The organism is Proteus hauseri (genome assembly GCF_004116975.1).
GTDB classification, from domain to species: Bacteria; Pseudomonadota; Gammaproteobacteria; order Enterobacterales; family Enterobacteriaceae; genus Proteus; species Proteus hauseri.
This window is the reverse complement of the sequence record NZ_CP026364.1, coordinates 2824242-2849307: the sequence shown is the minus strand read 5'-3', so window position 1 is coordinate 2849307 and position 25066 is coordinate 2824242. Positions and strand designations below refer to the sequence as shown.

Annotated in this window: 23 protein-coding genes; 13 read left to right on the top strand and 10 right to left on the bottom strand. The window is 37.9% G+C overall.

From position 1 onward, the window contains the following. Window positions 1-5: 5 nt before the first annotated feature. Entirely contained in the window at window positions 6-500 is a 495-nt protein-coding gene (gene lrp / locus PH4a_RS12970; protein ID WP_004244566.1) for a leucine-responsive transcriptional regulator Lrp, read from the bottom strand. A 543-nt stretch (window positions 501-1043) separates the two neighbouring features. Here lrp and trxB point away from each other — a divergent pair. From trxB to infA, 5 genes are all read left to right on the top strand, one after another. Beyond that, window positions 1044-2003, top strand: coding sequence for a thioredoxin-disulfide reductase (gene trxB / locus PH4a_RS12965; RefSeq protein WP_064719486.1), 960 nt, complete (start codon window positions 1044-1046; stop codon window positions 2001-2003). A gap of 140 nt (window positions 2004-2143) precedes the next feature. Continuing rightward, window positions 2144-3913, top strand: a complete 1770-nt coding sequence (gene cydD / locus PH4a_RS12960) for a heme ABC transporter permease/ATP-binding protein CydD (protein WP_129040278.1) — start codon at window positions 2144-2146, stop codon at window positions 3911-3913. A 2-nt stretch (window positions 3914-3915) separates the two neighbouring features. Then, window positions 3916-5667, top strand: a complete 1752-nt coding sequence (gene cydC, locus PH4a_RS12955; RefSeq protein ID WP_129040276.1) for a heme ABC transporter ATP-binding protein/permease CydC — start codon at window positions 3916-3918, stop codon at window positions 5665-5667. A 1-nt stretch (window position 5668) separates the two neighbouring features. Further along, the gene (gene aat, locus PH4a_RS12950; RefSeq protein ID WP_129040274.1) at window positions 5669-6361 is read left to right on the top strand and encodes a leucyl/phenylalanyl-tRNA--protein transferase; all 693 of its coding nucleotides are present in this window, start codon (window positions 5669-5671) and stop codon (window positions 6359-6361) included. A 325-nt stretch (window positions 6362-6686) separates the two neighbouring features. Next, the gene (gene infA, locus PH4a_RS12945; protein ID WP_004244560.1) at window positions 6687-6905 is read left to right on the top strand and encodes a translation initiation factor IF-1; all 219 of its coding nucleotides are present in this window, start codon (window positions 6687-6689) and stop codon (window positions 6903-6905) included. A 154-nt stretch (window positions 6906-7059) separates the two neighbouring features. Here the strand turns inward: infA and clpA are convergent, their stop codons facing one another. Further along, a complete protein-coding gene (gene clpA, locus PH4a_RS12940) occupies window positions 7060-9354 on the bottom strand; it encodes an ATP-dependent Clp protease ATP-binding subunit ClpA (RefSeq protein WP_129040272.1) in 2295 nt (764 codons plus the stop codon). Window positions 9355-9384: 30 nt separating this feature from the next. Continuing rightward, the gene (gene clpS / locus PH4a_RS12935) at window positions 9385-9699 is read right to left on the bottom strand and encodes an ATP-dependent Clp protease adapter ClpS (protein WP_129040270.1); all 315 of its coding nucleotides are present in this window, start codon (window positions 9697-9699) and stop codon (window positions 9385-9387) included. A gap of 286 nt (window positions 9700-9985) precedes the next feature. On the opposite strand from clpS, the gene cspD reads away from it, so the two are divergent. Continuing rightward, a complete protein-coding gene (gene cspD, locus PH4a_RS12930) occupies window positions 9986-10195 on the top strand; it encodes a cold shock domain-containing protein CspD (protein WP_064719480.1) in 210 nt (69 codons plus the stop codon). 208 nt (window positions 10196-10403) lie between these two features. Here the strand turns inward: cspD and macB are convergent, their stop codons facing one another. The 3 genes from macB to PH4a_RS12915 form a co-directional block, all read right to left on the bottom strand. Continuing rightward, the gene (macB, locus tag PH4a_RS12925) at window positions 10404-12356 is read right to left on the bottom strand and encodes a macrolide ABC transporter ATP-binding protein/permease MacB (protein WP_129040268.1); all 1953 of its coding nucleotides are present in this window, start codon (window positions 12354-12356) and stop codon (window positions 10404-10406) included. Beyond that, entirely contained in the window at window positions 12356-13465 is a 1110-nt protein-coding gene (gene macA, locus PH4a_RS12920) for a macrolide transporter subunit MacA (protein ID WP_129040265.1), read from the bottom strand. Before macA ends, macB begins: the two co-directional genes overlap by 1 nt. A 118-nt stretch (window positions 13466-13583) precedes the next feature. Beyond that, window positions 13584-15257 carry a DUF2813 domain-containing protein gene (locus PH4a_RS12915; protein WP_129040263.1) on the bottom strand — a complete coding sequence of 558 codons (1674 nt, stop codon included), beginning with the start codon at window positions 15255-15257 and terminating at the stop codon, window positions 13584-13586. A 345-nt stretch (window positions 15258-15602) separates the two neighbouring features. Here PH4a_RS12915 and PH4a_RS12910 point away from each other — a divergent pair, with 345 nt between their 5' ends. The 6 genes from PH4a_RS12910 (at window position 15603) to artM (ending at window position 21009) form a co-directional block, all read left to right on the top strand. Continuing rightward, complete coding sequence (locus tag PH4a_RS12910; protein WP_064719476.1) at window positions 15603-16505, top strand: LysO family transporter; 903 nt, start codon at window positions 15603-15605, stop codon at window positions 16503-16505. Between the two features lie 52 nt (window positions 16506-16557). Beyond that, window positions 16558-18015 (top strand): DUF2867 domain-containing protein, encoded by a 1458-nt coding sequence (locus PH4a_RS12905; protein ID WP_129040261.1) that lies wholly within the window; start codon window positions 16558-16560, stop codon window positions 18013-18015. Between the two features lie 112 nt (window positions 18016-18127). Continuing rightward, on the top strand, window positions 18128-18856 hold the full coding sequence (artP, locus tag PH4a_RS12900; protein ID WP_064719474.1) for an arginine ABC transporter ATP-binding protein ArtP: 729 nt from the start codon (window positions 18128-18130) through the stop codon (window positions 18854-18856). A 14-nt stretch (window positions 18857-18870) separates the two neighbouring features. Beyond that, window positions 18871-19605, top strand: a complete 735-nt coding sequence (artJ, locus tag PH4a_RS12895; RefSeq protein ID WP_064719473.1) for an arginine ABC transporter substrate-binding protein — start codon at window positions 18871-18873, stop codon at window positions 19603-19605. 31 nt (window positions 19606-19636) lie between these two features. Further along, the gene (gene artQ, locus PH4a_RS12890) at window positions 19637-20341 is read left to right on the top strand and encodes an arginine ABC transporter permease ArtQ (RefSeq protein ID WP_064719472.1); all 705 of its coding nucleotides are present in this window, start codon (window positions 19637-19639) and stop codon (window positions 20339-20341) included. Then, window positions 20341-21009: an arginine ABC transporter permease ArtM gene (gene artM / locus PH4a_RS12885; RefSeq protein ID WP_064719471.1), complete on the top strand. Its 669-nt coding sequence runs from the start codon at window positions 20341-20343 to the stop codon at window positions 21007-21009. Before artQ ends, artM begins: the two co-directional genes overlap by 1 nt. A 90-nt stretch (window positions 21010-21099) precedes the next feature. On the opposite strand, the gene PH4a_RS12880 is transcribed toward artM, so the two are convergent. The 4 genes from PH4a_RS12880 to PH4a_RS12865 all read right to left on the bottom strand — a co-directional run bounded on the left by PH4a_RS12880 (window position 21100) and on the right by PH4a_RS12865 (window position 24552). Continuing rightward, window positions 21100-22293 carry a multidrug effflux MFS transporter gene (locus PH4a_RS12880; RefSeq protein ID WP_129040259.1) on the bottom strand — a complete coding sequence of 398 codons (1194 nt, stop codon included), beginning with the start codon at window positions 22291-22293 and terminating at the stop codon, window positions 21100-21102. A 105-nt stretch (window positions 22294-22398) separates the two neighbouring features. After that, complete coding sequence (rlmC, locus tag PH4a_RS12875) at window positions 22399-23532, bottom strand: 23S rRNA (uracil(747)-C(5))-methyltransferase RlmC (protein WP_129040257.1); 1134 nt, start codon at window positions 23530-23532, stop codon at window positions 22399-22401. A 24-nt stretch (window positions 23533-23556) separates the two neighbouring features. Next, window positions 23557-24081: a YbjN domain-containing protein gene (locus PH4a_RS12870; protein ID WP_129040255.1), complete on the bottom strand. Its 525-nt coding sequence runs from the start codon at window positions 24079-24081 to the stop codon at window positions 23557-23559. Between the two features lie 168 nt (window positions 24082-24249). Continuing rightward, window positions 24250-24552, bottom strand: coding sequence for a YbjC family protein (locus PH4a_RS12865; protein WP_064719467.1), 303 nt, complete (start codon window positions 24550-24552; stop codon window positions 24250-24252). A 171-nt stretch (window positions 24553-24723) separates the two neighbouring features. Between PH4a_RS12865 and PH4a_RS12860 the strand changes: the two genes are divergently transcribed. Continuing rightward, on the top strand, window positions 24724-24987 hold the full coding sequence (locus PH4a_RS12860) for a GrxA family glutaredoxin (RefSeq protein WP_064719466.1): 264 nt from the start codon (window positions 24724-24726) through the stop codon (window positions 24985-24987). Window positions 24988-25066 lie beyond the last annotated feature (79 nt).

The window sequence follows — 25066 nt, the reverse complement described above, 5'->3', positions numbered from 1 at the left end:
TTGGCTTAGCGAGTTTTAATAACTAGGCGGTTACTCTGTTTAACTTCTTCCATAACCACATAGGTACGAGTGTCATTGACACCTGGAAGACGTAACAGGGTTTCACCCAGTAATTTACGATAAGCGGACATATCAGGCACACGAGTTTTCAACAGATAGTCAAAATCACCAGAGACTAAATGACACTCTTGGATTTCTTCTAATTTTTGAACAGCCATATTGAATTGTTCAAAAACATCTGGAGCACCACGGTTTAATGTAATTTCCACAAATACCAGTAATGATGCATCAAGGTAATGAGGATTCAACAGTGCAGTATAACCAGAAATAAATCCTTGGCGTTCTAAGCGACGTACGCGCTCTAAACATGGTGTTGGTGATAAACCTACACGTTTAGATAACTCAACGTTTGAAATGCGGCCATCTTTTTGGAGCTCATTTAGAATATTCCGGTCTATTCTATCAAGATCTTTACCCGGACGTTTTTTATTATCAATCATCTCTATACTCTCTTTCTCTTTTTCTCTTACTTTATTTTCCTATACCCATACCTGTACACCATCAGAATCAGTGTTGAAACTTCGGTATCAAACGGTCAGAGCAAACTACCAATCTATTTTCTTTTAATGCCAGATAAAATAAATGTTTTATCTAAATACTTATTAGCTAATTTTGTAAAATAACTATCTCATACCCTGTCTGTCTATAAAATGATGCATATAACGCTTGAGGATAATTGTCTTTTACAATCATGTTTTCGCAAATGTATAGCGGATTGTCAAAGTAAATGAGTAAAAATCAGAACAAGGCGCTATGTTATTCTCTATATATGCAAGATAAGCATCAATTGTAAAGCAAAAAGTGTCAGGTTAATTCGATGATGTCAACGCAATATAACTCTATAATTAATAACTACATAGCTAGTGACTATTGCTAAAATAGCTAAAATATTATGCCTATTTCCGCTCCATCGCTTTTTTTAACCTCTTATTTCTCCTACAATCGCTCACTTCGCATCAAGCATAATCAGAGATGAGGTATTCATGAGCACCATCAAACATAGCAAGCTTATTATTTTAGGTTCAGGTCCTGCTGGCTATACAGCCGCTGTTTATGCCGCAAGAGCAAATTTGGAACCAGTGCTGATTACTGGTGTTGAAAAAGGGGGACAGCTTACAACAACAACAGAAGTTGAAAACTGGCCTGGCGACCCAGAAGGGTTAACCGGACCCGGTTTAATGGATCGTATGCTTCAACACGCAGAAAAATTCCAGACAGAGATTATCTCTGACCATATTAATAAAGTCGATCTGAAAAACCGCCCTTTCCGCCTATTTGGTGATGAACAAGAATATACTTGTGATGCTTTAATCATCGCAACAGGTGCATCTGCTCGTTATATCGGCTTACCTTCAGAAGAATCCTTTAAAGGCCGAGGTGTTTCTGCTTGTGCAACTTGCGATGGTTTTTTCTACCGTAACCAAAAAGTCGCAGTTGTTGGTGGTGGTAATACTGCCGTAGAAGAAGCGCTCTATTTAGCCAATATTGCAGCTGAAGTACATCTTATTCACCGTCGTGATTCTTTCCGTTCTGAAAAAATCTTAATTAATCGCTTAATGGATAAAGTGAATAACGGCAATATCATTTTACATACTGATCGTACACTTGATGAAGTTCTTGGCGACGAGATGGGCGTTACTCAAGTTCGCTTAAAAGATACCAAAAGTGACAATACAGAAGTATTAGATGTTATGGGTGTCTTTATTGCTATTGGCCATAGCCCAAACACCGCTATTTTTGATGGTCAACTTGAGCTTGATAATGGTTACATCAAAGTACAATCTGGTACACAAGGTAACGCAACACAAACCTCTATTGAAGGTGTTTTTGCTGCTGGCGATGTTATGGATCATATTTATCGCCAAGCAATTACCTCTGCCGGTACTGGTTGTATGGCTGCTTTAGATGCAGAACGTTACTTAGACGCACTAAAAGACAATTAAAATCATCACTTCCTTTCAAGGCGCTATTTCAGTAGCGCCTTTTAACATGTAACATACTACGCTGGTTGCCAATAGTAAGAACTTTTACTTATGGCCTTTCTGATACTTTGTATCTCACCTGCAGATTTGAATCTTTTCTTATGGATAAAACTAAACAAAATGAATTGGTTCGATGGCTGAAACAGCAAAGTGCTCCAGCCCGCCGATGGCTACGGCTATCAATGTTTTTAGGTGTAGTAAGTGGTTTATTAATTATTGCTCAAGCATGGTTACTGGCCGTTTTACTTCAAGCGTTTATCATGGATCATCTTAGCCGTGATGCTCATATACCCACCTTTCTCACACTTATTGGTATTTTTTTCTTACGTGCCATCATTACGGCAATCCGCGAGCGAGTTGGTTATCGCTGTGGCATGGCAGTCAGGCAACAAATTCGTAAAATAGTACTCGACAGGCTACAAGAACTAGGCCCAGTTTGGGTTAAAGGTAAGCCTGCGGGGAGTTGGGCAACAATTATTCTTGAGCAAATAGAGGATATGCAAGACTACTATGCACGCTATTTGCCACAAATGTATTTAGCAACCATTGTTCCTATTCTTATTTTAATTACTGTATTTCCTGTTAACTGGGTTGCAGGCTTAATTTTATTTATCACAGCACCGCTTATTCCTTTATTTATGGCATTAGTCGGTTTAGGTGCCGCTGATGCTAACCGCCGTAATTTTCTCGCATTAGGTCGATTAAGTGGTAATTTTCTCGATAGATTAAGAGGCCTTGATACTTTACGCTTATTTAATCGTGGTGAGGCAGAAGTAAAACAAATAACACAAGCGACTGAGGATTTCCGTAAACGCACGATGGAAGTATTGAGAATGGCATTTCTCTCTTCTGGTGTTCTGGAATTCTTTACGGCTATATCTATTGCCGTAGTGGCTGTTTATTTCGGTTTTTCTTACTTAGGTGAGCTGAACTTCGGTAGTTATGGTTTAGGTGTAACGCTATTTTCTGGCTTTTTGGCGTTGATCCTTGCACCTGAATTTTTCCAGCCACTACGTGATTTAGGTACTTATTATCATGCCAAAGCACAAGCCGTAGGTGCGGCTGAATCTCTAGTGGAATTTCTTGAATCAGATGGTGAAACACCACACTTTCAAGGTAAAGAGTCAATTAACGCCTCTGAAAGTATTGAAATTACAGCCCATGAACTCGAAATCTTATCTCATAAAGGGGTGAAATTAGCAGGGCCATTAACTTTCACTATTAACCGTAATCAACGCGTTGCGATAGTAGGCCAAAGTGGTGCAGGTAAAAGTTCGTTGCTAAATGCCCTACTCGGTTTTTTACCTTATCGTGGTTCATTAAAAGTTAATGGTATTGAATTAACTAAACTTTCACCTGATTTATGGCGAAACTGTTTAAGTTGGGTTGGCCAAAATCCTAATTTACCTGAACAAACGCTACTTGATAATATTCGCTTAAGTAATCCTAATGCTAGCGAAGCCCAAATTAACCAAGCAATAGAAAAAGCTTATGTTAGCGATTTTATTAACGAATTACCTGAGGGGTTAAATACTGTAATTGGTGATAACGCTGCGCGCCTTTCTGTTGGACAGGCACAACGTATTGCTGTTGCACGTGCTCTATTATCCCCTTGCCAATTTCTGTTATTAGATGAACCCGCGGCAAGTCTTGACTCTCATAGTGAACAACGTGTGATGCAAGCACTAAATAATGCCTCTTTAAACCAAACGACTCTGCTTATCACCCATTTATTGGAAGAGACGCTAAGTTATGATCAAATCTGGGTTATGGAAAAAGGCAAAATTATTCAGACGGGTACTTATGAGTCGCTCAGTCATCAAGAGGGTGCATTTGCCCGTCTTCTTGCTCACCGCAAAGAGGAACTTTAATCATGAGAGTATTGCTTCCTTTTCTCGCGCTTTATCGCCGTCACTGGTTTATGTTGTTACTTGGTATTGTACTTGCCATTTTAACGTTACTCGCCAGTATCGGACTTTTAACTTTGTCGGGTTGGTTTTTAGCAGGAACATCTATTGCAGGTTTTGCAGGTATTTATAGTTTTAACTATATGTTACCTGCGGCGGGAGTTCGTGGTGCTGCGATCTTTCGTACTGCAGGGCGCTATTTCGAACGTTTAGTGAGCCATGATGCGACCTTCCGTGTACTATCCCACTTGCGCGTATTTACTTTTAAGAAAATATTGCCTCTATCACCAGGTGGTATTGCTCGTTTTCGCCAAGGTGAACTATTAAACCGCTTAGTGGCGGATGTCGAAACATTAGATCACCTCTATATTCGGGTTATTTCACCGATTATCGCTGCTTTTGTCGTGATTATGACCATTATGTTTGGTCTTGGCTTAATCGATGCGCGTTTGGCAAATACTTTAGGTGGCATAATGCTAGCCTTACTTATTATTTTGCCATTTATCTTTTATTACGCAGGAAAACCGATAGGTCGTGATTTAACTGATTTACGCGGCCAATATCGCACTGTTCTTACAAGTATGTTGCAAGGGCAAGCAGAGCTGACTGTTTTTGGTGCATTGCCGCGCTTTAGAAAAAATTTAGCACAGTTAGAAAACAAGTGGTTACGTAGACAAGCACAGCAAGCAAACTTAACAGGTTTATCTCAATCTTTAATGATCCTTGCTTCTGGCCTAACAGCAACACTTATTTTATGGTTAGCCGCAGAAGGTATTAATCACAGTTTTATGCCCGAAGCTTTAATAGCACTATTTACTTTTTGTGCATTAGCCGCATTTGAATCTTTAGCACCTGTGACGGTAGCTTTTCAGCACTTAGGCCAAGTAATGACATCTGCAACACGCCTTTCTCATTTAATTGAGCAAAAACCCGATGTCACTTTCCCTGAAAAAGGGGGAGATAAACAAAATAGTGCCACATTAGCTTTAACTGATGTGTGCTTTACTTATGCAGGCCAACCAATGCAAGTAATCAATAATATTAGCTTAAACATTGTTGCTGGCGAACATATTGCATTATTAGGAAAAACTGGCTGTGGTAAATCAACCCTGTTGCAACTAATAAACCGCGCTTTTGATTGTACACAAGGACAAATCACACTTAATAACTTGCCATTATCTGATTATGACGAACCCACGTTACGTGCAATGATGTCTGTTGTTCCTCAACGTATTCATGTATTTAGTCATACATTAAGAGAAAACTTAATTATGGCAAAACAAGATGCTACAGATGATGAACTTACTCACATACTTCATCAAGTTGGCCTTGAACAGCTACTTGAAAATGATGAAGGCTTAAATGCTTGGATGGGCGATGGTGGCAGACAGCTCTCTGGTGGCGAACAGCGCCGTTTAGGTCTTGCTCGTGCGTTATTACACAATGCACCTTTTGTTTTGCTTGATGAGCCGACAGAAGGACTTGATGCGGATACAGAGCAGCAGATCCTCGCTCTACTTCATCAGCATTGTAAGGAAAAAACAGTGTTAATGATTACCCATCGGCTTCATGGTTTAGATAAAATGGACAGAATTTGCGTTATGGATGGTGGTGAAATCGTTGAAACAGGAACACATCACGCCTTGCTACAACAACAAGGTCAATACGCAAAGTTTCATCAAAGACAAGCATTGTTTACATCGACCCACGAGGCATAATATGCCCTTGTTTCAATTAGATGATAGTGATTTTGATTTTCCTGAACCTGATTTAGCATTGAAAGAGCCAAATGGTTTATTAGCAATAGGGGGAGATATCTCCCCTTCACGATTAAAAGTTGCTTATCAATTAGGGATCTTTCCTTGGTATTTTCCATCAGAGGCCCCCTTATGGTGGTCTCCTGATCCAAGAGCTGTACTATCTGCAGGTTCACTTCATATTGGACGCACCTTGCAAAAATTTTTGCGGCGTCATCCTTATAAGATAACGCTAAATCATGCATTTTCATCTGTTATTGAAGCTTGCTCTATTCGTGAAGAAGGAACATGGATAGGCACTGATATTAAAAAAGGTTATGAAGGGTTACATCAAGAAGGGCTGGCTCATTCTGTCGAAGTGTGGGAAGCTGATGAATTGGTTGGCGGCTTGTATGGTGTCGGTGTCGGTGCTGTTTTCTGTGGTGAATCAATGTTTAGCCGCAAAGATAATGCATCAAAATGCGCCTTTATTGCTTTTTATAACCATTTTCTGCGTTATGGGGGTCAACTATTTGATTGTCAGGTGTTAAACTCTCATACTTCAGCGTTAGGTGCCACTGAGATATCTCGCGAAAGCTATTTATCCTCATTATCTCGTTGGAAAAAAGTGATTATTGATAAAAAGTGTTGGTATCAACAATCGTTGGAATTATAATCACTGCTTATTTTTGTAAGGCCTTTATTGTTTAAGTCAAAATTGGCAAAGCCATTTTACGGTTGATACAAAAATTTAATCTTACTACGCCCATTACGTGGTTTGGGTGTAGCTCCTTTATTGCTATAAACACCACGATACTCAGAATTATTACTTCTGTTATTACGTAGCTTTAAGCAAGTAAAACGCAAGTAACGGTAAGGAAGTTAAACAAATTAGCAAGATTCACGCACTTGCTATCCAATAACATTCCTTTACATAGGTCAATATTTTCGGCATTATCTTGCCGTTTAAAAAATATGGTTATTAAAACTTAGAGGATTAGATGGCCAAAGAAGACAACATTGAAATGCAAGGCACTGTACTAGATACTCTGCCAAACACGATGTTCCGTGTAGAATTAGAAAACGGACATGTCGTTACCGCTCATATTTCAGGAAAAATGCGTAAAAACTATATTCGTATCCTGACAGGCGACAAGGTTACCGTTGAACTGACCCCATATGACCTGAGCAAAGGCCGTATCATCTTCCGTAGCCGTTGATATCAATCTGTTCTCTCCCAATATCGTTCAATTTTAAATGAACATATATTAGGGTGAAAAAAAACACCACAGGCAAAGCATTTATTAATGCCCAACCTGTGGTGTATGTTTTTCACTAAAACGGATTTACTAAATATTAAGTAACTGCCATCACTTAGATGACAGTATCTTCTTTTCTATTCGCCAACTTCTCTTGGCTTAAAAATTCATAGTTTAACTTGTTAGACTGGCTATTTAAAGTTACTGAAACTGAGCCACCATTAACTAACAAACCAAACAAAATTTCATTAGCTAATGGTTTTTTCAGATTTTCCTGAATAACTCGTGCCATTGGTCTTGCGCCCATCGCTTTATCGTAGCCTTTATCGCACAACCACTGGCGGGCTTCTTGGCTGACTTCTAAAGAAACACCTTTATCATCTAACTGAGCTTGAAGCTCAACAATAAATTTGTCCACAACCATTGCGATAATTTCTGGTGATAAAGCATTAAACCAAATAATACTATCTAAACGGTTACGAAATTCTGGAGAGAAGGCTTTTTTGATTTCGACCATTGCGTCCGTACTATTATCCTGCTCGGTAAAACCTATGGATTTACGTTGCGTTTCACGTACACCTGCATTAGTTGTCATCACTAAAATAACGTTACGAAAATCAGCCTTACGCCCATTATTATCAGTTAATGTTCCGTTATCCATAACTTGTAATAAAATATTGAATACATCAGGGTGTGCTTTTTCAATTTCATCAAGTAATACAACCGAATATGGATTTTTAATCACCGCATCTGTTAGTAACCCACCTTGGTCAAAACCCACATAACCAGGAGGCGCACCAATAAGTCGGCTAACAGTATGTCGTTCCATATACTCAGACATATCAAAACGCAATAATTTGATATTCAAGGCTTTTGCCAATTGAACAGTAACTTCTGTCTTACCAACCCCTGTAGGACCTGCAAACAAGAAAGAACCCACAGGTTTATTATCTTGGCTTAACCCAGCCCTGCTCATTTTTATTGATTCGGATAATGCATGAATCGCCTCATCTTGTCCGAACACCAACATTTTCAGTTGATTATCAAGATTTTTCAGTGTTGATTTATCACTACTAGATACTGTTTTCTCAGGAATACGGGCAATTTTTGCAACCACTGTTTCAATATCAGAGACATTGATGGTCTTTTTACGTTTACTTGGAGCAATTAAGCGAGTTCTTGCCCCTGCTTCATCAATAACGTCAATCGCTTTATCAGGAAGATGTCTATCTGTAATATATTTAACCGATAAATCAACGGCTGCCTGAATGGCTTTATTGGTATAACGCACCTCATGATGCTCTTCGTACTTCTGACGTAACCCTTTAATAATTAATACGGTTTCGTTAGTCGAAGGCTCTGTTATATCAATCTTTTGGAATCGACGAGCAAGTGCTCGGTCTTTTTCAAAAATATTACTAAATTCTTGATAAGTGGTAGAACCAATCACACGTATACGGCCACTTGATAGTAATGGTTTAATCAAGTTTGCTGCATCAACTTGTCCACCAGATGCGGCCCCAGCACCAATAATAGTGTGAATTTCATCAATAAATAGAATACTTTTTTCATCTTTCTCCAACGTTTTAAGTAGTGCTTTAAAACGTTTTTCAAAATCACCACGATATTTTGTACCCGCCAATAGCGAGCCAATATCAAGAGAATAGATGGTATAACCTTTCATCACATCAGGTACATCGTCTTGCTCAATACGCCATGCAAGCCCTTCGGCAATAGCTGTTTTACCGACACCTGATTCCCCCACCAGCAGAGGGTTATTTTTACGACGGCGGCAAAGTACCTGAATAGTACGTTCTAATTCCGCCTGACGACCAATAAGAGGATCAATTTTACCCTGACGCGCTAACAGATTTAAGTTAGTGGTAAAATTATCCATATGATCGTCACCTTGTGGCATCTCTTGCTGAGATTGAGTATTCATATCTCCCATATCTGAAGGATCATCATTTTGTTGATCATCTTTCAAAATACCGTGAGAGATAAAATTAACCACATCAAGGCGACTAACGTCGTGTTTACGTAATAAATAAGCTGCGTGAGATTCTTGCTCACTGAAAATAGCCACTAGCACATTAGCACCAGAGACTTCATTTTTACCTGATGATTGGACATGAAAGACAGCACGTTGTAAAACGCGTTGAAAACTGAGCGTCGGCTGAGTTTCTCTATCTACATTCTCAGGTAGAACTGGGGTTGTTTTACGAATAAAGACTTCGAGCTCTTCACGTAAAGCGGCTAAATCAACTTTACAAGCCTCTAATGCTTCACGCGCTGATTTATTACTTAATAGCGCCAGCAACAGGTGCTCTACAGTCATAAATTCGTGTCGGTTATCACGGGCTTTCGCGAATGCAACATTAAGACTAAGCTCTAATTCGTGATTAAGCATAAGCACCTCCTCCTTAAAAGACTAATCGGATTATGCCTTTTCAAGTGTACACAAAAGTGGATGACCATTTTCTTTGGCATACAAATTAACTTGTGTCACTTTAGTTTCAGCGATATCCGCACTATAAACCCCACAAACTCCCTTTCCTTTATGGTGAACGTCCAACATAATTTGTGTGGCTCTTTCCTCATTGAGGAAAAAATACATCGTAAGCACTTCTACAACAAAATCCATGGGGGTGTAATCGTCATTATTCAAGATCACCTTATACATTGATGGTGGCTCATTAAGCTGACCGACTTGATCCCCAAGTGTGGTTTCTGTTAAAAAATCAAACTGACCCATTATTTTGCGCTACTCATTTATTTGTTAAAACGTCTTATCTATGACGTTTAGTTTACCATCTCACAGGAAACTCTGCCTATCAACGGTTTTTTATTACCTCTTTTTACACCTAAATAAATAACAAAGCGTTAGCTACATCAAAATTTCACTTATTCGAAACAATTTCTACCACCCTAGCCCCTTGACGACAGAAACAATAAATTAGAGTATGTTTTATGAACAGCTCAGTAAATATACTGAAGGTAATGTTAAGTAAATAAATACAAGTATATGAGAGATGCTAAGTATGGAGACAGGTACAGTTAAGTGGTTCAATAATGCTAAGGGTTTTGGTTTCATTACCCCAGCAGAAGGTGGTGAGGATATCTTTGCCCACTATTCATCAATTCGAATGGAAGGCTATCGTACGCTAAAAGCGGGGCAGAAAGTTAGTTATAGCACGATAAAAGGGCCTAAAGGTGATCATGCAGATCTTATCATTCCTATCATTGAATAAAAGGCTGCATAAAAATGAGTATGACTAGCACCTCTTTTATCAACGTTTTGTAATTCAGGCTCACTAAATATTCACGTGATAAGACACTATTTAATCTATTCAAATAGTGCACCTTTTATACAGGTGCACTATTATTTTCATCTCTCGTCATATTAACCTAAGCATCATTATAAAATAATGAGTACATCTAGAGCATAAACATATAAAATTATTCTCTTGCCAAAGCATCAATAGGATTCATTCTTGCAGCACTCCTTGCAGGAAGAAATCCAAAGATAACACCAATTGCAGTTGAGCAGGCAAAAGCACTAATCAAGGCTATGGGTTGAAAGATGAAATCCCAATTAGGTAATAAATAACTGGCTATCATCGCAATACCAAATGAAAGCCCAATACCAATTACCCCCCCCACCAAACAAACCAAGACAGATTCAATCAAAAATTGTTGCATTACATCCGTTGCTCTTGCGCCCACCGCCATTCTAATGCCAATTTCTCTCGTTCTTTCAGTGACAGAAACTAGCATGATATTCATCACACCAATACCACCAACAATTAAGGAGATCACGGCAACTAATGTTAAAAACAGCTGCATCGTATGCGTTGTTTTTTCTGCCGCCTTAAGCAAACTATCTATGTTATAAGTGAAAAAATCCGTCTTTCCATGTCTTACTGTAAGTAAACGGATAATTTGTTGCTCTGCAATATTAGCATCGTAGCCTTCTCTCGCTTTTACTGTAATGCTGTCAAGATAAGCTCGGTTTAAAATACGGCTATTTAATGTGCTATAAGGCACCCAGACTCTTAACGATTTACTGTTACCAAATGCTGATTTTTGTTCAGAAATTACGCCAATAATAGTTGTTGGAATATTACGAATAATAATTTGCTCACCAATAACTTGTTTTTTAGTACCAAAAAAACGACGCCGCGTATTTTCATCAATTACGACAACTTGTGCTTGACGCTGGATCATGTCCGTTGAAAAGGTACGTCCTTGTGCAAATTTCATCGCATAAACAGTAAAATAATCGTCACTCACACCAGCAACTTGAGCTGGAGCGTCTTGATTACCTTTACGTAATCGTGTACTAAAGCTCACTTCAGGGGTTACTGCTTGAATATAAGATTGTTGTTTTAATGCATATACATCTTGAATAGTTAAAGATTGTCTATCTTCTGGATCATCACTCCCAAAATCTTTTCCCGGATAAAGATCGATAGTATTTGAACCTATGGCTTTGATATCCGCTAACACCATACTTTTCGCCGCATCACCAATAACGATAATGGTAACAACAGAAGCAATACCAATAATAATCCCTAACATGGTTAAGAGTGTACGGGTTTTATTCACCACCATTGCACGCCAAGCCATATCTAAGGCTTGAGTAAAACGACCTATGACTTGACTAATATATGAAGAATTTGAAGCCTTTAGCGTAGATACTTCTTTGTTTTTTTTACTGCTATCTATTTGATGATGATTATCACTGATTATTTTACCATCTTGAATTTCAATTATTCGTGATGCTTGTTTAGCAATTAAAGGATCATGAGTGACAATAATTACAGTATGCCCTTGCTCATTTAATTGCTTTAGGATTGACATCACTTCTTTACCCGAATGGCTGTCTAATGCACCTGTAGGCTCATCTGCAAGAATAACCTCACCGCCATTCATTAATGCCCTGGCAATACTAACGCGCTGCTGCTGACCACCAGAAAGCTGGTTAGGGCGATAATCAACTCTGTCACCAAGACCTAGCCGTGTTAATAAAGCCTTTGCCCGCTCTTTACGCTGAGCTTTATTCTTGTCGGCATAAATAGCAGGGATCTCAACATTTTGCTCAGCGCTAAGATGCGCCATTAAATGATAACGTTGGAAAATAAACCCGAAATGTTCTCTGCGCAATGCTGCAAGTTGATCACTTTCCATCGTTGCGATGCTTAAACCTGCGACTTTATATTCTCCACTGCTAGGTTTATCTAAACAGCCAAGAATATTCATTAACGTTGATTTACCCGAGCCAGAAGCGCCAATAATAGCGACCATTTCACCCGCATTAATTTTGAGCGAAACTTTATCAAGAACAACGGTTTCTTGTTCACCATAAGTATATAAACGACTAACGCTATCAAGTTCTAATAATGCAGACATTATGACTCCTCTGAGGTTTCGCCTAAAATAACCTTATCGTTTTCATTTAATCCGCTAAGAACTTCTGCATAAACATCGGTACGCATACCAATTTTCACAATACGTTTTTCTGGTTTCCCATTGACTAATACATCAACGTTATACTGATTTGTACTTTCTTCATCACCTAATGCTGATAAAGGGATCAATAATACATTCGCTTTATTTTCAAGTAAGATTTTTACTTGAGCAGTCATTTGTAAACGTAAAAGATGCTGATCGTTAGGAACCTCAAAACGAGCATAATAAAAAATAGCATCATTAATTTTTTCAGGTGTTGGAAGGATATCTTTTAATTTACCGCTAAATGCCTTATCAGGCGCACCTAATACCGTGAATGAAGCACTAAGATTGGGTTTTAAATAAATAACATCTGCTTCAGAGACCTCTGCTTTCACTAGCATAGTATCTAGATCTGCTAAGGTTAAAATAGTTGGCGCTTCCTGTGCTGCAATAACGGTTTGTCCTTCAAGCGTTTTAATAAAAGTAACAACACCATCCATAGGCGCGGTAATCCGCGTATATTGCAGATTTGTTTTTGCTGTATCGAGAGTAGCTTGATTTTTCTTTATTTGGGCTTCATAGGTAATGATGCGTGCTTTTTTAACTTCAACATCTGTTTTGGCACGATCTAACTCTTCTTGTGCTATTGCATAAGTACCAATTAATTTGAGTTGTCGCTGATAAGTTAACTGTGCTAAACGTAGTTCAGCTTTTGCTTGTTGTAGATTGGCTCTTAATTCGTTATCAGTTTCTTGCGATTCAGTAACATCATTCTGTGCTTTTTTAGGATCGATAATCGCCAACAAATCGCCTTTTTTAACAGCATCCCCTTCTTTAACCAACAACGTTTGTAGCTGTCCACTGACCTGAGCACCTACATCTACTTTTCTCACTGCATCAAGTTTACCTGTGGCGGTTACCTCTTTAGAAAGTTCGCCACGGGTAATGGTTTCAGTGTGATAAGTAGGTAAATTCTCTTTTGGCCAAAAAAAATACGCTGCAATAACAACAATAATCAAAATAAGGGCAATGACTTTCCCTTGCTTTTTTAAAGGAAAAAAAGCCATAAAACATCCTTCTTAATTCATTAAAGCAAAATAAAAAACGGTTAATACTGAGTGTGACGATGAAACGTCACACAGGGATATTTATAAATAAAAAATATGTTACATAAGTATGTTATTTCTAATTTGCTTTCCCTCTTGCTAACCAAGCAACACGTGAAAACATACTTTTTAGTAATGAAGGAATAGAATCTATCCCTCTTTGAGCCGCATTGTTAGCCACCGCGAGTGCGAGATCGGGTTTTGAAGATCGCTGAATAGCTTTAATAATCACGCGTCGAGTTGGCCATTTTTCATTATCAGCAACCCCAGCAACATCGTGATACACATTGCGAAATCCCTCTTTATATAAAAAGTGTTCCATATCTAAAGCGGGTAAACGAGTTAATCGATCACGCTCAGTATCATTCATCCGTAAGGCAAATTCCTTAACTGTGGCTGCGTATTTCTTACCTGCCTCATCACCATCAACTAAGGTATGCCATTCTATCCCCATTAATGTTGCATACTTTAATAATGGCTTAAGTCCACACTGTGCAAACTCAATAACTTTAATTCCCTCTGCCTCAAAGAAATAACTACATTGCCTTGCTAACTCATTCATCAGCCAAATTTCGGTTTCACCTTCAACTAATAACCAGCAACGAGCAAAAAGTGCTGATGGTCGGTTATAACGAATATGAAAAGATATTCGACGCTCTTCATCTGCTTGTAATTGTTTATTACCTAAACGATAAGCCGCCACTTTATCGGTGTCTCTAACTAAACGACACACACTTTGTAGTGGAGCTAGAGAGAGTAATTCACCCGAGTTAGTTGTGGTAATACGCTGTAAAGAAAATAGATTAAGTAATCCCCATGCAACAGATAGCATAATAGGATGTAAGCGTGTTTCTGGGTTTTCGACGATCACAATAGGTCTAGCATAAGGATCAAGCGCGACACTACCACGAGATTGTAAAATGGATGAAAACATTCCCAAAATAATCAAACGAATATTACGTTGATTGGGTTTCGCCAAAATTTTGTTAATATTTTCTAAAGCATGCCATCCTCTAACATGAGGTTCATTGGCTTTATGGTTATGTCGATTAGACTTAAATAATAAAGAGCCATGATCAGCAAAATAGTGGCCTAACAATTGCTGCATTGCATCAAGCCCTTCTTTTAAATCTTCATCAGAAAGATTATACGGATTGTTAATAAATGCTTTTGTTAACGCATTCATTTTACTATTAAATTCTTCACGCTGTGGTTTATTGTGAGGATCAATCACATCCGTGGTTAACTTATGCATAAAACGCGCATCTTGCAGACGAAGGACCGGGTAAAGTCGTACAATTTCAGCAATAATTTCGTTTGTTTGTCCATTTGGCAAACGAATTTGTTTACCTTCTTTATCAAGAAAATAACGAAACGTTTTTACATTTTTAGCTTCATCCAGCTCAGCACTAATACGATAATAGATATGTTTAAGCTCATCGCCATTCTCTACCCAAATAGGTGCTAATTTGCGAAAACGATAAGAATGATGACGACCAGGACGAATCTCTGTGAATGTTAAAATAATCTGTAGGCTTTTTTTACTATTTTCAGGTTCATCAGGTAACCGATGAAAATCTTCTGGTGTAAAAACATATTGGTAGGACTCAATTCCTAAGCTCAGCGTTAGCGCATCTAATAATGACGTTTTACCCCAAGCGTTTTCACCGACTAAAACCGTATTCATATCAAGGGGAAGCGATAAGCGATTGAGTCCCCGAAATCCTGCTATTTCCACTCGTTCTAAATACATATTATCCCTCGCAGGTAACGACTAAGTTATGGTTTTATTTTCTTTCCTATTTATCAACTCGTTTTATCGTTATATCAATAATTTCACTTAATAATATTGTCATTAATATCATAGTTAACATAAACCGTAATAAAATTTACTCAACTATTCGATAAACTTCTAAATAGTTTAATTTTCAAGCAATCTACGTTTCTTTTTAATAATCATGTTAGGCTCTTGCTCTGCCAATAAAAATTTTAAACTTATCGTCGTTTCTGTATCCACAACGTCATTAGCAAATGTTATAATACAATTCACGTTATTAGTTTATTTTATAATTTTGAGACCACTCAGTAAGGAATAGCAATGTTATCAGGGTTATTAATTATCCTACTTCCTCTTTTTGTAGGGTATTTGATTAAACTAAACCATCGTCCTCTACTTCAATTAGCTAATCGCCTACTCAGTGCGATGGTTTACGTTATCCTATTTATCATGGGCGTAAGCTTGGCCATGTTAGATAATATTGGTGAAAATTTAGTCTCTATTTTGTCTTATGCTAGTGTCTTCTTTTTTTGTACTTTTGGCGCGAATTTATTGTTTTTATGGCTACTTGATAAAAAAGATCCGTGGCATGTTCCAGCTCATAAGCAATCTAAGCCACCATCACGCATAAAAATGATACTTGAGTCACTACAATTATGTGGTGTCGTCGTTTTGGGTTTCTTAGTGGGTTTAACTGGTTGGTCTATTTTTAATTATGCCGCTCACGCAAGTCAGGGCGCACTTATTTTCTTATTATGGTTAGTTGGACTACAGCTGCGCAATAGTGGCATGAGCCCAAAACAAATTTTAATCAATCGCCGAGGCACAACGGTCGCTATTGTTATGGGCGTTAGCGCCCTTGCTGGTGGGGCATTAGCTGCTTATTTACTTGGATTACCAATGAAAATGGGATTAGCTATTGCTTCTGGTTATGGCTGGTATTCATTATCCGGCATTGTTTTAACTGATGCTTTTGGTCCAGTTATTGGTAGCACGGCCTTTTTTAACGACTTAATGCGTGAGTTAGCGGCGATTATGCTTATTCCAATTATTGTTAATCGATATAGAAATACTGCATTAGGTATTTGTGGTTCTACGTCTATGGACTTTACGTTACCTGTTTTACAGCGTAGTGGTGGCGTAAGTATAGTTCCTGCCGCTATTGTTCATGGTTTTGTTTTAAGTTTAATCACACCAATATTAATGGCTTTCTTTACTTCATAGAAAAATCAGTAACAATAGAGGTTACTAAGTCATTTTTTACAGTGGGTTAACAATGGATCAGCAGCGTATATTAGTACTCGGTGCAAGTGGGCACATTGGTCAAAATCTTATTCCAGCATTAATTCGCCAAGGGCATCAAGTTACTGCGGGTGCCCGTCGAATAGATTGGATGATGTCTCAAGGTTGGGAAAATACACGCTGTGTTTTTGTCGATTTACATAACCCTGATACCTTAAAAAAGATAATGCACGATACGGATATTGTGTATTACCTTGTGCACAGTATGGGTGATGCACACAATTTAGTTGAGAAAGAACGTATTGCTGCACTTAATGTTGTAGATGCACTAGAAGGTTCTGACGTTAAACAGATCATTTTTTTAAGTGCATTACAGCATAAAGATCAGCAATATTCGCCCCACCTCATTGCAAGAAAACTCACCGGAGAAGTATTAAGAACCTGCACTATTCCTGTTACAGAGATTCGTACATCTATGATTGTTGGCCCGGGTTCAGCGGCTTTTGAAATTATGCGCGATATGGTTTACAACCTTCCTATATTAACGCCACCACGTTGGGTACGATCAAAATCATCCCCTATTGCGTTAAAAAACTTAATTCATTATTTAACTGAAATTATTGCGCATCCAACCCATCAACATCGTATTTTTGATGCAGGTGGCCCTGAATATATTAGTTATCAAACACTCTTTGAGCGCTTTATTAAAATTTCAGGGAAAAAACGTCTGCTAATTCCATTACCTATTCCTGAGAGTATTATTTCCGCTGGTTTTATTAGCATGATAACGTCTGTTCCTACCTCAATTGCTAAAGAACTTATTCAAGGACTAAAACACGACCTACCGGCAAAGGACGCACCTTTACGCAAACTTATTCCTCAAACACTTATTTCATTTGATGATGCAGTTAAAGAGACCCTTGCGGATGAAGAAGCGGCTATCGATAACCAAGATTGGGGTTACGATCCCGTTGTTCGTAATCGTTGGAAACCCGGTTATGGTTATTATCCTAAAAATGCGGGCTATACTGTTTCGACACCAGCCAGTGCCGCATCCCTTTGGCACACTGTTCAACAAATTGGTGGTGAACAAGGTTATTTTTATGCCAATTCTTTATGGAAAATTAGGGCTGTAATGGATGATATTGTGGGTAATAAGGTGATTTATGGTAGACCTGAACATGAAACGCTCAAGCTGGGTGATATGATTGATGGCTGGCGAGTCATTAAAATCCAGCCAGAGAAACAACTTACCTTACTTTTTGGTATGAAAGCACCGGGATTAGGCCGCCTCTCTTTTACTATTCATGATAGTGGTAACCTTCGCTCATTAGATGTTCGGGCTTGGTGGCATCCAGCTGGTTTTAGTGGATTACTTTATTGGTTTGCGATGATGCCTGCGCACTTATTTATTTTCAAAGGTATGGCACAATCAATCAGTAATAGCGCTTACAAACTGGATAAAAACTCACCTAAAAGTGAAGAAAAATAGCCAATATATCCATTTTTAAGTAAAAAAATCACTTTATTATGCAGTTTTGGTTGCATAATTATTCTCACCATTTTATTATTTGAAACAGTTAATGACTATTCAGAAAAAACGCATGAGTATTCAATTAAAAAATATAAATTGTTTCTACGGTTCGCACCAAGCACTCTATGATATTAATCTCGAATGCTCTGCTGGTGAAACAATGGTTCTATTAGGACCAAGTGGTGCAGGTAAGAGCTCTTTAATGAGAGTTCTTAATTTACTGGAAATGCCTCGTTCTGGCGAATTAGAGATTGCGGGCTTAAATTTTGATTTTAGCCAACAACCTAATGCAAAAGCGATTCGTACTTTGCGCCAAAATGTCGGTATGGTATTCCAACAATATAATTTATGGCCACACCTGACTGTTCTTGATAATTTAATTGAAGCACCTTGTCGTGTATTAGGTTTATCAAAGCCGCAAGCGAAAGAAAAAGCCATGAAATTACTCGAACGTTTACGTTTAAGTGATTATGCAGGACGTTTTCCTTTGCATTTATCAGGTGGTCAGCAACAACGTGTTGCAATAGCAAGAGCATTAATGATGGAACCACAAGTTCTGTTATTTGATGAACCTACTGCAGCATTAGATCCTGAAATCACAGCTCAGGTTGTTGATATTATTCGTGAGTTATCTGAAACTGGTATTACACAGGTTATTGTTACTCATGAAGTCGAAATTGCACGCAAAGCCGCGAGCAAAGTTGTATATATGGAAAACGGCCGTATTATAGAGCAAGGTGATAATCATCATTTTATTGCTCCACAAACGGAAGCTTTTGCTAATTATTTGTCACACTAAATCGGGATCTGACAATGAAAAAGATATTATTTGCAGCACTTCTGACCAGTATTACACTTTCTGCAACTGCGGCTGAAAAAGAGACAATCCGTTTTGCAACAGAAGCAACTTATCCTCCATTTGAAATGATTGACGCAAATAACAAAATCGTAGGGTTTGATGTTGATTTAGCAAATGCAATGTGCGAAAAAATTAACGCTGAATGTACCTTTACTAATCAGTCATTTGATAGCTTAATTCCTAGCCTGAAATTTCGTCGTTTTGAAGCACTAATGGCCGGTATCGATATTACGCCAGAACGTCAAAAACAAGTTGATTTTACAGATTCTTACTATGATAACTCTGCTGTATTTATTACAGTTACAGGTAAAATCTCTGATGTTGCGAGCTTAAAAGGTAAACAAATTGGTGTTCAAAACGGAACAACGCATCAGAAATTCATCAATGAAGAACATAAAGAGATGAAAACTGTTCCTTATGATAGCTATCAAAATGCAGTATTAGACCTTAAAAATGGTCGTATTGAAGCTATCTTCGGTGACACTGCGGTTGTTAATGAATGGCTGAAGAAAAATCCTGAATTAGGCATTGTTGGTGAGAAAGTTACTGATCCTAACTACTTCGGTGCAGGCCTTGCCATAGCGGTAAGAAAAGGTAATGCTGATTTACAAGATAAATTAAATAAAGCATTAGCTGAAGTTAAAGCCGATGGCACCTATGATGTCATTTATAAAAAATGGTTTGAATAAAAATATCTTAATAACAACAATAGCTTAATAAATGAATGAAATAACAACTCTAGCAGGTGCGGCCGTTACAACGGTCTCACTTGCTATTTCTGCTCTTATTATCGGATTAGTTCTAGCCATGCTGTTTACAGCTTGGGAATCCGCGAGATGGAAAGCTTTTGCTTTTCTAGGAACATGTTGGGTCACGCTCATTAGAGGATTACCAGAAATGCTGGTAGTTCTCTTTGTCTATTATGGCACCTTACAAGGTGTCATGATGCTAATGGATGGTATTGAAATCGGCTCCTTTACTCTTCAAATCGATTTTAATGATACAGATTCATTGCCATTTTATTGCGGTGTAATCGCCCTTTCATTGCTCTACGCTTCTTATGCATCCCAAACCTTACGTGGTGCGTTAAAAGCAGTGCCTTCAGGGCAATGGGAAGCAGGCCAAGCACTTGGAATGAAACGAGCGAGTATCTTTTTGCGCTTCATTATGCCACAAATGTGGCGTCATGCACTTCCTGGATTAGGTAATCAGTGGTTAGTATTACTCAAAGATACGGCATTAGTTTCGCTAATCAGTGTAAATGACTTAATGTTGCAGACACAAAGTATTGCTAATAGGACTCAAGAACCGTTTACATGGTATAGCATTGTTGCTCTTATTTATCTGGCAATTACCTTAGTTAGCCAATATATCCTTAAGTGGTTAGAGATGAGAACGACCCGATTTGAACGGAGAGCCTCATAATGTGGGATTATATTGTTGCTATTCTACCGGGATTACCCACTAGTTTATCCTTAACTTTTGTTGCCTTATTGGTAGCATTTACTTTATCTGTATTAATGACGTTTATACTCTCGTTAAAAACGCCCATTATTACACCTATAGTAAGAGCTTATATTACCTTATTTACAGGTACACCTTTATTGGTGCAGTTCTTCTTAATCTATTATGGCCCAGGTCAATTCCCTGCATTAAAAAACTATCCAATCATTTGGGAGTTATTCTCAACACCTTGGTTTTGCGCAATGGTCACGCTAGCACTTAATAGTGCTGCATATTCAACCTTACTTTTCCACGGTGCTGTACGCGCAATACCTGCTGGCCAATGGCAATCGTGTCAAGCATTAGGAATGTCGCCGCTGCAAACATCAAGAGTAATTTTACCTTATGCTTTTAAACGCGCGCTTTCTTCTTATTCCAATGAAGTTGTACTGATATTTAAGAGTACTTCATTAGCAAGTACCATTACATTACTTGAGTTAACAGGCTATAGCCGTCAAGTTTTTGGACAAAGCTATGATGTAATGGTATTTGTTGCTGCAGGCATTATTTATCTGTGTATTAATGGATTATTAACACTCATTATGCGAATGATAGAGAAAAAAGCATTAGAGTTTGAGCATCGCAATTAAAGATCGCGCTACGCAATAGTAGCTTTAAAAAAGCACTCCAATGTTAGATACGATGGGGTGCTTTTTTATAACTAAAGAATAATAAAAATCTTATGAGGTTTGTTTTTCTACCAACGTTTCCTTATGACTTACTCTGTATGCATTCCATGCTAATAAACCACCAATCAACATAACAATAGCTAACGCTAATTTAGGTTGCACTGGTGAAGCTAACGCTGTTAAGCCTAATACCGCGCCACCTGCCATTTGTATAAAACCAACCAAAGCAGATGCAATACCCGCATTTTGTGAATAAGGCTCAAGTGCATAGCTAGTTGCAGGCCCCATAATAAATGCAAGTCCAGCGCAAGCACTTGCTACAGGAAGCATATAAATAAGCCAATGATTTTGTATTTCGTCTGGCAAAAATAATAAGCTTAATAATAAACTAATACCGCCTAATCCCATTAATCCACCACCTAAAATAAGGCAGATGGGCCTACCAACACGGTGAATAATGCGATTGGCGTAGAAGCTAACAAACATTATCCAAAAACCATTAACACCAAAAACAATTGAAAATATCAGCGGAGTTAATTCTGCATCATGCATTAATACGATAGGAGAAAACGAAACATAAGTTAATGCCATTCCCATTGTCCCTGCATTAACTGACGCAAAAGTTAAAAATCGTTTACTACATAAAATCTCAAGATATGTTTTGCCCAATTTTTGCTGCGATTGAGCAATATTTTCTGGTTTAGTTTCAGGTAAATATAATGTAATCAGAATTAAAACTAAAACTGAATAAAAAATTAAAAAGCCAAAAGGTGCTCGCCATCCCCAATATTCAGCTAATAATCCACCTAGCAACGGTGCTAATGCAGGAATAATATTTAAAGTACCATTTAAAAAGCCAAAAACGCGGGCTGAATCATTACCATTAAAACAATCACGCACACAAGTGAAAGCGACAACAGAAGTGCAACAAACCGCCGAAGCTTGCAATAAGCGTGAAATAATAAACAGTGTCGAATCAGTCGAAAGTGTGGCAATAATTGAACCTAAAATATAAATCACGATACCAATAATCGCGATGGGCTTACGACCAAATCTATCAACCAATGGCCCCGAAATAAGTTGCCCTACTCCCAAAATCAAAATAAATAAAGCGATAGTTGATTGAATAAGAGATTCACTGCTCCCTAAATCTTGAGCAATCGCTGGTATTGTTGGCAAATAAAGATCGATTCCCAATGGCCCTAGCAACACCATCACTAACAATAACGCTTTTAAATTTCGCATAAAATAAAATGCCTATTTAATAAAAAAGAAAACGCCCGATGTTATCCATCGAGCGTTAAATGCTTATTTATACTAACATTCATTATCTATTTTGTAATGAATATCTTAACTCTCTTGTAATACTAACAATGTCAGTACTTCATAATGCGAAGTATGGGGAAACATATCAAACAACTGCACTCTATCAATCTGGTAATGAGACAAACGTTCTATATCTTTAGCCATTGTTTGAGCATGACAGCTGGAATAAAGAATATAACTTGGTTTCATCTTATTAAGGTATTCACATAATGCCTCGCCAATTCCTCTTCTTGGTGGATTAACCAGAACTAATTGCGGGACATCTTCTTTGGCCTGTGCGTAACCGGTTGAATCTAAAGCTTGGAATTCAACATGTTCAAGCCCTAGTTCTTTTGCTGATAATCTTGCACATTCAATGGCTTCAGGGCTAATTTCGATACCTGTTAACTCGGTGAATTTATCTGCACAATGTAAACCAAAGCCCCCGGAACCACAAAAGAGATCCCATAACCGAGTGATATTTAATTCTCGTACCCAATTACCCGCTGTTGCATAAAGAGTAGCGGCAACATTCGGATTGGTTTGAAAGAAACCACGAGGCCGAATATGAAGTGGGATCTGATTAAAAGATTCATCTAAAAAAGATTTTTCAGTTAATACTATCTCTTTTTCACCTTCTAATATTGCCATATGCACAGGCTGAATATTCACTGAAATAACGGCTAGCAGAGGAAGCTGTGTTTGTAACCAAGGCAAGACAGTGCGTAATTGTTCAAGTTTTTTTTCTGAACGCAAAACAAAGCGCAACATCATTGCACCACCCGCACGACTTTCTGTTAATAGAATAAATTTCAATTCACCGCGGCGGCGCTCAATATCGTAAGGTACCAATCCCGCTTTAGCGATAAAGGTTTTTATTATTTTGAAAACTGGCTCAAAAGAAGCAGGATAAAGAGGGCACTGACATAAATCGACAGCAGAACCATCGCGCAGTTTTAAACCTAAAATAGGCCTTTCTACGCTACCACTAACAACCATTTTAGCTTTATTCCTAAACTGAATTTGTTGGCTTTCAACTGGTATCAGAGTATTAAAAGAATAATCTTTTGGAAGTCGTTCTAATAAATCGTATTGTTTTTTCTTTATTTGTTCAGAATAAGCAAGAGAGAGCCATTCACAAGAATGACACTCACCCGCACTAAATCGTGCGCATTGCATAAGATTTTGTGACCGTTATAAGAATTAATGTACAGTATAGGCAGAGTCAGTAGATGAAACGTTAATATCTATTTCTTCGTCTTCAACGTCGCCGTCATCACTATCTTCAGTTTCTTGTCTTTCGCCATATAAGAAACCATTATTAAATATTTCACTGATCACCTCAGCGGATTGTTCTTCTGCTTTTTGCAGAAAAAAATCAAACTGATTAAATGAAATACCGACAGCGACAGACAGTGATTGACATAAAACGAGTTTGGGTAAATTGTCATCACTGATTTCTAAAAACGTCTTAATAAATAAAGAACTTGCATTGATTTGACTAAGATTCGCCATCAACGGCACTATAGCTGATGGTTTTAGCTCAGCAATAGCAGTAAAGACTAGCACATCTTCGAGAATATCAATTTTGGCATCAAAGATACCATTGATATATTGAAGATGCGGTAAATGTAACGCCTGACAAGAGTCACATTCATAATAAGCAATCTGTAATTCGTCCAGCCAAGATTTTAGCTGATCCAGATCTGTAGTAACAACAGCGTCCATTAAAATAACCTTTAAGCGCTAAAAAAAGAGTGCCTTTTGCATGGGCTCTATTTTGCCACTTTTTCTAGCATGAAGGCAGTAATAAATGGAAAATCTAAAAAATTAAACTAATTGAGACTGTAGATATCTCAGCTAAATGGCTCAATCTTGACGAATAAAAGCAGTTTGTTATTTTTCAGTATGATCACTTTTCTTTTTATTATCAGCCGGCTTTTGATCAATACCCAAAAAAGTTAAACGATGAATAGCTCGCCAAACAATATGAAATGCTGGAGGGATCATACAAATTACCCCTAATACAACCAAAGTAAGTTGCCCCGTATAAGAGCTAAACCACAAGGGTGAAGTAATATATTGGTTGATATAAAGATAAGCCATAACCAATAGAATAATACCAATCACCTCAATAATAATGATAGGTTTTGGCATATCTGATAATGTTCGCATATCACGATTTGAAGGCTTTCCCATATTTTCTCCACAATTGCTTTACAGCAAGTCCTATCTCATTAATCATCAAATTGGTATAATTTATCACACTAAAAGGCAATAACTGTTTTTGTTTAGCCAAATAAAAAGGCATAGTGTTAAACAATAAAACTTATTATGCCTGAATTTTATTTCCTCAATAAGGAGTGTCGTATGTTTGTTGTTATTTTTGGCCGCCCTGGTTGCCCATATTGTGTACGAGCAAAACAATTGGCTGATACCCTGACTGAAAAACGTGATGATTTCGAATACCGTTATGTTGATATTCAAGCTGAAGGTATTTCAAAAGCCGATTTATCTAAAACTGTCGGTAAACCCGTTGAAACAGTTCCTCAAATTTTTATTGATGAGAAACACATTGGTGGTTGTACAGATTTTGAAGCTTATGCTAAAGAGCATTTAGGCATCTATAACTAATTTAAAAACGCTAAAACAGCTTATTTATCAAACTGTTTTAGCGTTTCTCTCTCTCTCTTTACCCTCATTTCTTTTTACC

Bases quoted from the DNA above. Each gene is read 5' to 3' on its own strand.
- lrp (WP_004244566.1), bottom strand. From the start codon at position 500: ATGATTGATAATAAAAAACGTCCGGGTAAAGATCTTGATAGAATAGAC.
- trxB (WP_064719486.1), top strand. From the start codon at position 1,044: ATGAGCACCATCAAACATAGCAAGCTTATTATTTTAGGTTCAGGTCCT.
- cydD (WP_129040278.1), top strand. From the start codon at position 2,144: ATGGATAAAACTAAACAAAATGAATTGGTTCGATGGCTGAAACAGCAA.
- cydC (WP_129040276.1), top strand. From the start codon at position 3,916: ATGAGAGTATTGCTTCCTTTTCTCGCGCTTTATCGCCGTCACTGGTTT.
- aat (WP_129040274.1), top strand. From the start codon at position 5,669: ATGCCCTTGTTTCAATTAGATGATAGTGATTTTGATTTTCCTGAACCT.
- infA (WP_004244560.1), top strand. From the start codon at position 6,687: ATGGCCAAAGAAGACAACATTGAAATGCAAGGCACTGTACTAGATACT.
- clpA (WP_129040272.1), bottom strand. From the start codon at position 9,354: ATGCTTAATCACGAATTAGAGCTTAGTCTTAATGTTGCATTCGCGAAA.
- clpS (WP_129040270.1), bottom strand. From the start codon at position 9,699: ATGGGTCAGTTTGATTTTTTAACAGAAACCACACTTGGGGATCAAGTC.
- cspD (WP_064719480.1), top strand. From the start codon at position 9,986: ATGGAGACAGGTACAGTTAAGTGGTTCAATAATGCTAAGGGTTTTGGT.
- macB (WP_129040268.1), bottom strand. From the start codon at position 12,356: ATGTCTGCATTATTAGAACTTGATAGCGTTAGTCGTTTATATACTTAT.
- macA (WP_129040265.1), bottom strand. From the start codon at position 13,465: ATGGCTTTTTTTCCTTTAAAAAAGCAAGGGAAAGTCATTGCCCTTATT.
- PH4a_RS12915 (WP_129040263.1), bottom strand. From the start codon at position 15,257: ATGTATTTAGAACGAGTGGAAATAGCAGGATTTCGGGGACTCAATCGC.
- PH4a_RS12910 (WP_064719476.1), top strand. From the start codon at position 15,603: ATGTTATCAGGGTTATTAATTATCCTACTTCCTCTTTTTGTAGGGTAT.
- PH4a_RS12905 (WP_129040261.1), top strand. From the start codon at position 16,558: ATGGATCAGCAGCGTATATTAGTACTCGGTGCAAGTGGGCACATTGGT.
- artP (WP_064719474.1), top strand. From the start codon at position 18,128: ATGAGTATTCAATTAAAAAATATAAATTGTTTCTACGGTTCGCACCAA.
- artJ (WP_064719473.1), top strand. From the start codon at position 18,871: ATGAAAAAGATATTATTTGCAGCACTTCTGACCAGTATTACACTTTCT.
- artQ (WP_064719472.1), top strand. From the start codon at position 19,637: ATGAATGAAATAACAACTCTAGCAGGTGCGGCCGTTACAACGGTCTCA.
- artM (WP_064719471.1), top strand. From the start codon at position 20,341: ATGTGGGATTATATTGTTGCTATTCTACCGGGATTACCCACTAGTTTA.
- PH4a_RS12880 (WP_129040259.1), bottom strand. From the start codon at position 22,293: ATGCGAAATTTAAAAGCGTTATTGTTAGTGATGGTGTTGCTAGGGCCA.
- rlmC (WP_129040257.1), bottom strand. From the start codon at position 23,532: ATGCAATGCGCACGATTTAGTGCGGGTGAGTGTCATTCTTGTGAATGG.
- PH4a_RS12870 (WP_129040255.1), bottom strand. From the start codon at position 24,081: ATGGACGCTGTTGTTACTACAGATCTGGATCAGCTAAAATCTTGGCTG.
- PH4a_RS12865 (WP_064719467.1), bottom strand. From the start codon at position 24,552: ATGGGAAAGCCTTCAAATCGTGATATGCGAACATTATCAGATATGCCA.
- PH4a_RS12860 (WP_064719466.1), top strand. From the start codon at position 24,724: ATGTTTGTTGTTATTTTTGGCCGCCCTGGTTGCCCATATTGTGTACGA.